This window comes from Luteibacter sp., from assembly GCF_051958795.1.
Taxonomy (GTDB): domain Bacteria; phylum Pseudomonadota; class Gammaproteobacteria; order Xanthomonadales; family Rhodanobacteraceae; genus Luteibacter.
Genome location: NZ_JBQCFT010000434.1, coordinates 1 through 5394 on the forward strand (window position 1 = coordinate 1; position 5394 = coordinate 5394).

The 5394-nt window shown below is 57.6% G+C and carries 7 protein-coding genes; 2 read left to right on the forward strand and 5 right to left on the reverse strand.

Annotation, left to right across the window (positions count from 1 at the left end):
* Window positions 1-285: 285 nt before the first annotated feature.
* Entirely contained in the window at window positions 286-1335 is a 1050-nt protein-coding gene (locus tag ACTHLF_RS21495; RefSeq protein WP_440330317.1) for a tyrosine-type recombinase/integrase, read from the forward strand.
* A gap of 316 nt (window positions 1336-1651) precedes the next feature.
* On the opposite strand, the gene ACTHLF_RS21500 is transcribed toward ACTHLF_RS21495, so the two are convergent.
* Together ACTHLF_RS21500 and ACTHLF_RS21505 are read right to left on the reverse strand one after the other, a co-directional pair.
* Window positions 1652-2293 carry a nucleotidyl transferase AbiEii/AbiGii toxin family protein gene (locus tag ACTHLF_RS21500; RefSeq protein ID WP_440330318.1) on the reverse strand — a complete coding sequence of 214 codons (642 nt, stop codon included), beginning with the start codon at window positions 2291-2293 and terminating at the stop codon, window positions 1652-1654.
* The gene (locus tag ACTHLF_RS21505) at window positions 2286-2726 is read right to left on the reverse strand and encodes a helix-turn-helix domain-containing protein (protein WP_440330320.1); all 441 of its coding nucleotides are present in this window, start codon (window positions 2724-2726) and stop codon (window positions 2286-2288) included. Before ACTHLF_RS21505 ends, ACTHLF_RS21500 begins: the two co-directional genes overlap by 8 nt.
* A gap of 120 nt (window positions 2727-2846) precedes the next feature.
* On the opposite strand from ACTHLF_RS21505, the gene ACTHLF_RS21510 reads away from it, so the two are divergent.
* Window positions 2847-3116, forward strand: a complete 270-nt coding sequence (locus ACTHLF_RS21510; RefSeq protein ID WP_440330322.1) for a hypothetical protein — start codon at window positions 2847-2849, stop codon at window positions 3114-3116.
* 399 nt (window positions 3117-3515) lie between these two features.
* Here the strand turns inward: ACTHLF_RS21510 and ACTHLF_RS21515 are convergent, their stop codons facing one another.
* The 3 genes from ACTHLF_RS21515 to ACTHLF_RS21525 all read right to left on the reverse strand — a co-directional run bounded on the left by ACTHLF_RS21515 (window position 3516) and on the right by ACTHLF_RS21525 (window position 5330).
* On the reverse strand, window positions 3516-3920 hold the full coding sequence (locus ACTHLF_RS21515) for a hypothetical protein (RefSeq protein WP_440330324.1): 405 nt from the start codon (window positions 3918-3920) through the stop codon (window positions 3516-3518).
* A 334-nt stretch (window positions 3921-4254) separates the two neighbouring features.
* Entirely contained in the window at window positions 4255-4734 is a 480-nt protein-coding gene (locus tag ACTHLF_RS21520; protein WP_440330326.1) for a hypothetical protein, read from the reverse strand.
* A 119-nt stretch (window positions 4735-4853) separates the two neighbouring features.
* Window positions 4854-5330, reverse strand: coding sequence for a DUF6531 domain-containing protein (locus ACTHLF_RS21525; RefSeq protein WP_440330327.1), 477 nt, complete (start codon window positions 5328-5330; stop codon window positions 4854-4856).
* Window positions 5331-5394: the final 64 nt, after the last annotated feature.

A 5394-nucleotide genomic window follows, 5' to 3' on the forward strand; every position in this document is an offset into this window, starting at 1 on the left:
GCCTATGTTGAGGCCGGAACCTCCTCACGAGAGTCCGTGCCAGCCCCGGGGCCATCCGCCAGATGGCACCCCGGGGAGCTTCCCCGCCGTTTCGCCTTACCGATAGAGATACCTCGCTCGCTAAGCGCATGATCCGCACAAATGGTGTGCGGATGGCCGTTGTTGCCGTTTCGGAACTAAAAGTCAATTACGAATTTTTCTGAGGCGCACTTCGCAGTCAGCTTGGTGTTGCGCGACTCTGCGGTTTGAACTGCCACGATGAACAGCTCTTGGTGAGGCTGCCTCATGGGTGACATCGACTCGCTCGCAATCGTTGATACGCTTCTCGGCGCCGGCCCGCTTGCATTCGATGAGGCAATCCAGAATCAGGCTCCTGCCATTCTGCGATCGCTAGAGCAATGGGAGGCAAAGTTCATTCTTGAGCAAGCCTCTTCAACAAGCAAAGCCGTTCGATCTGACTGGTTGCAGTACGTTAAATGGTGCAGAGATCACGCCGCACGGCTCCTTCCGACATCGACCCAGACGCTTACGGATTTCCTCCGTGACGCAGTGAAACAAAATTACAAACTGGCGACCTTAAGCCGTTATGTTTACACGTTGCGTCGCGTTCACAGAGCGTCCTCTCTTCTTGATCCTTCTGAGTCCGCGGAATGGCCCGACCGGTACGCTGGCATTAAGCAGCAACTCGCCGCTCGCGTCGATGCTTACGGTCGATTGGATGACGGCAACCTCAAGAAAACAGCTGTCCCTCTCGTCTACGAGCAAGTTAAGATCGTTCTATCGCGCATGGGAAATCTGCCTCGCGATTTGCGAGATGCTGCGTTACTGAACCTCGCTTCAGATACACTGCTGAAAGCCAGCGAGCTGGTGAGAGTTTGCGTGGAAGACTTTGCGCTCGACGACAATGGTGACTGGTGGCTGACAGCGAGAGACCTGCGCGACCTTCCGAGTCAGGACCCATGCGCGCATCGCTTTGTTAGTCACGGCGCTATGGAACGAGTCCGCCGATGGATGGTTTTGGGAAAGATCCAGGACGGCCCAGTATTCGTCGCCATAGCAGGACGGCCTCGAATGGGCTCACATCCAGGTACTTCAGCAGTCCACGCGCTACGCCCGGACGAGGTCTCTAGGATATTCAGAAAGCGCGCGATGGATGCCGGCATCCCAGACGCTGAAATGATCACGAGCCATTCTTCACGACTGGGATCTTTAGTCGATCTCGCCAACGAAGGCGAGAATGCGTGGGCTGTTGCGGACGCGGGAGGCTGGAAGCAGGCCCTTCAGGTGTCCACTTATATGACACATTTCTTGAATGCGAAGAAGCCCGTTCGCTGAACGCAAGAGTGTTACGGCGATGACAGCGGACCTGGTGGCCATAACCCCGTCCCGTGGCTGTCATACGACGCCCCTCAAACGTGACTACGGCGCACCATCGCGCGCACATCGCTCCGAGCCGGAGTAACGCCTTGTCGGCCGGTAATGTCCAACCGCCGCCTGTCCTACCGGTAAAAAGCCAAAAGCCGCCGATAGCGTCGACTTTTACGTCGCCGCTGAGTGAACATCGAAGATTACCTACACAATCATCGAAGTAAATTTCGAAGCCTTCAGCATCAATAGACCCATTTATCAACAGCTTACAGATGGCTTCGAGTTACCCTTTTAGATCGGCAACCTTCGCCTCAAGACACTGCTTCAGGTATGTGGCGTCCGAAACAAGCGCAAGGCTCTTATCCCAGTACCTTGCCACCGCGGTGCCATACGCTGCTTCGGCCTTCGCTAGCGACTCAGGCGGCACGGGCCCCCATGAGCCGACCATCATCGCCAGATCGATGATGTCGCGGCTCATCGTGGACCGATCCAGGCCGCGGTCAGTGTTCGCCATTAGCTTCTCCGCATAAGCATCGACGTGCGATAGAACTGGCACTCCCTCGATATCCAGCGTGCTGGGTTCGAAATCTATGCGAGCCTCTCGTACGAGCTCAAACCGGATATTTACGCCGTCCACGTCGAGGTACGTGGATATCTTGTCCCGGTTGGTACGAACGTCGCGGGCATGCTTGATTGGCTTGCGTAAAAGCCGCCCGAGCGTTGGCGGTTCAATGGCTTCACGTAATGTTCGATAGCCGGCCGCATCTGCACAGAGGAAATCGATGTCGACAGATTCCCGGAATTCCCCGCATTCGAGGACAATCGCGGTTCCACCACCGAAGTAGCAACGGGCCGACTTGAGCAATGATCCGTCAAGGGCCCGCAGGACATGAGCGATCCGTTGATGGTGGGGTCTCTCAAACATGCAGTACTCCGTTGCCATAGCGCGTCACCAGGTCTTCGAGCAAGCGGCGCTCGTGTTCATCCATCGCATCACGATCCACGAGATCCCAGTTTCGCTCATACAGCGCAAGCGCTTCCGGCTCGGCGATGGTGCGCGTTCCCGGTCGATTCCAGGCAAGCCTTTTCAACTGGGGAAACGCGTCGATCACCACCATCGGCTGGCCTGCTGTCGGAACGAGATTCAGGGCTCGCATCACCGCGGCATAAGTACCCATGGCCACCGACGGCCTTCCCTGCTCTACCTCTATGAGCTTCTGTCGCCCGACGCCGGGGGTTCGGGCGACAGCGGCCTGGGTTAGTCCCAGCCGGGCGCGCTCGCGCCTAAGTCGTTGACCGAGCTCCAAAAGCGGATCGAGTATGGGATTTTGAGTGACCATGTCCCGAATATACGACATCTGCGAAAAATGTCACGTAAACAGGACATGCGGCACTTCAGTCGTCCTGCGGACACCCCGTCGAAGGCATAGACCGGCCGACCGATGCCACCGCCAAGCAATCGATCGTAGGCTGCACCCATGGCCCACGTCGATGAAGAACTGCAGCTATGCCGCGCCCGGTTGGCAATGGACGCGATGGAAATTGGTCGCGCGCTTCTCGAAGGCGATGTCGAGGAGGCGCGCTTCCGGACGCACCTGGTCCGCGGCGACGCGTCACGTCACGACCTCGTCGAGGTAACGAACACGGCCGATCGCGTCATGCGGCTGCTCATCGGTGCGGAAACTGCCGTCGTCCCGGGCATCGGGCGAGCGCTCTTAGCCCTGCTGGGCGCCATCGACCGCATGTGATCCGTGGGCGGGGGACCCTACTCTTGCTTCGAATCAGTGCTTCGAGGACTACCTCGCTTCGACTGCAGGCTCGCTACGGCCTCGCGAAACACCTTGCGGAGACGGTCACTCCCCGCGATACCGGCCTCAACGGCATCCACCATGGCAGCGAACGAAGGATCCTGCTCCGCGTCCGCGCCCCATTCCCGGGAATTCGCCCGTCCTCCGAGGCCGGAATTGATCTTGCTATCGGTACTGCGGTCGTCGAATGTCGATGCCAATCCGCAGACCGCCAAGTCGTTGCGGCGCCAAAATGCGCGATCCAAGAAACCTTGTTCTGCACGCACATGATCTAGCAATAGAGGACATCTCGTGACTTTTCACGATTACGCCCGCCAGGTGCTATGGCCGAAAACACGGTTATAGCCCGCTACCCGGGTTCGATCGATCTACATCGTCACTTCCAAAATAGTGTCGAAGTAAGCGCGCTTCATCATCCAGGCTCGGATATCCATCCTCAAACTCATCAGCATAGAGAAAATCGATAGTGAAATCCTCGTCGTCAATAATAAAACACATCATCGACCACGCCGGTCGCCGCTCCTGACGACCCCACTCCTCCCAGAAGTCAAGAATGTTCCGTCGCACAGAGCTGGGCGGAAAAATACAGCGAACTTGCAGGTTGCCTTCTTCTATGTAGAACAAGGATGCCGCGATCACGCCGTCATCTGCATGAGCCATCAACGCGATCCTTCCACTCGCATTCTTGGCCAAATCCAAGGCGGCGCCACCAATTTCTTGATAATACTGTTCGACGGATTTCATGGCATTTTTATCTCTTTGCGGACCGATTGAATAGCTCCACCACGGTCTGCGGCTCTCCGTCCAAGGTATATTTCACGATTAAGGAATCCGGATTTCCTTGCCGGTATATTGGGGGTATATATCAACAGTCACGTCCTTGCCTTGCCTCACCAGATTATCCCAAGCACGGTCGGCAGCTAGCTGGCCGTCTCGTCTACGGCGACGTAGTGTCGCCGCCTGCGTCCACCTCGGAAAGAGCGGGACGCACGTTTCCCTCCTGCGCCGCCCTTGATATGGCTATTCCGCTGCGCTGTCGACGCACGACGCACGACGCTCACGGCATATGACAGAACAGCTAGTAGTAAACCTTGGTGAACGTCGCATTGGCGTCGGGCAGGATATTCACAAGCTCAGCTCCGTGCTCATAAAGATGCTTCGCCTCAGGGCCGATATAGAATGGCCCGTTCGGCAACTTGCTCCAATTCGACTTCACCCACTTGGAAATCCCTTTAAAAGCGGGCTTTGTAAGCGCCGCTATCGCTGGATCATCGTCGTTCCATAAGACCTGCCCTAGCACTAAATAAGGGGCGCGATAGATGGGCCGGAAAAAATCCATCATCGGATCTTTGGCCCCTCCTATGATCACTCGTGGGTCACCGTAAGGATGGGCGTCCTCCAGTGCGACAAGCGACAGATTGCACAACGGCCTCGTTTCTACGTCTGAGATCGGCAAGCCCAACTCCAGCGGAAGCAAATGCAATCCAAGCGCATCGATTTTTGACAACAGCGACGAGTAATCCTCGGTACCTGCAAAAAAAGCAAGGCTACTGCCCATTGCCCAACCTCCTGGTTGTGTGGACACCCTTACGCGGTGTTCCTACCCGCGGCGGCTTATGGCCGAGCTGGTAGCGATTCGCCTGTCCTTCGAAGCTCGAATTGATCTTGCTATCGAGATCAAGCCACAACGGAGGCTTCGCCTTTTCGGTCCAAGTTGTGTCGGGTACGTGCCCGACGACGCCAGTATAACGACAGGGTCTCCTCCGTGCCGGCATGCTGGGTGCTGACGTAGAGGCCCCGGTCGGTGTCGAAGGCGTATGTGACCTGGCTGCCGTCGCTGGCCGTACGGACCACCGTGCTTCCGGCCGTGTTCGCCGCCCCGGTCAGGGTGCCTATGGCTTGGGAGAAGCCGTACCGCCAGTCGTGCCCGGCCATCTGGCCCTGGCTGTTGTACGTCCGGATGAAGTTGAGCTGGGTTCCGGCGTAGACCAGGCCGTCGTCCGCGCCCTGAAGTACGAGGTTGCCGGTAGCCAGGTTGACGTAGGCGGCCCCGTTCCCTTGTCCCGTGCGAGCCGTCCCCCCCGAGCTGCCACCCAGCTTCTGCAGCGAGGTGTTGTCCAGACCCAATCCATTCCCGGCGATCGCAGCAACCATCGACTTATCCCCTGGCTTTCAAAACGACGGCCCGGCCCATTGCCGGGGGTCCTGAAGCACTAAT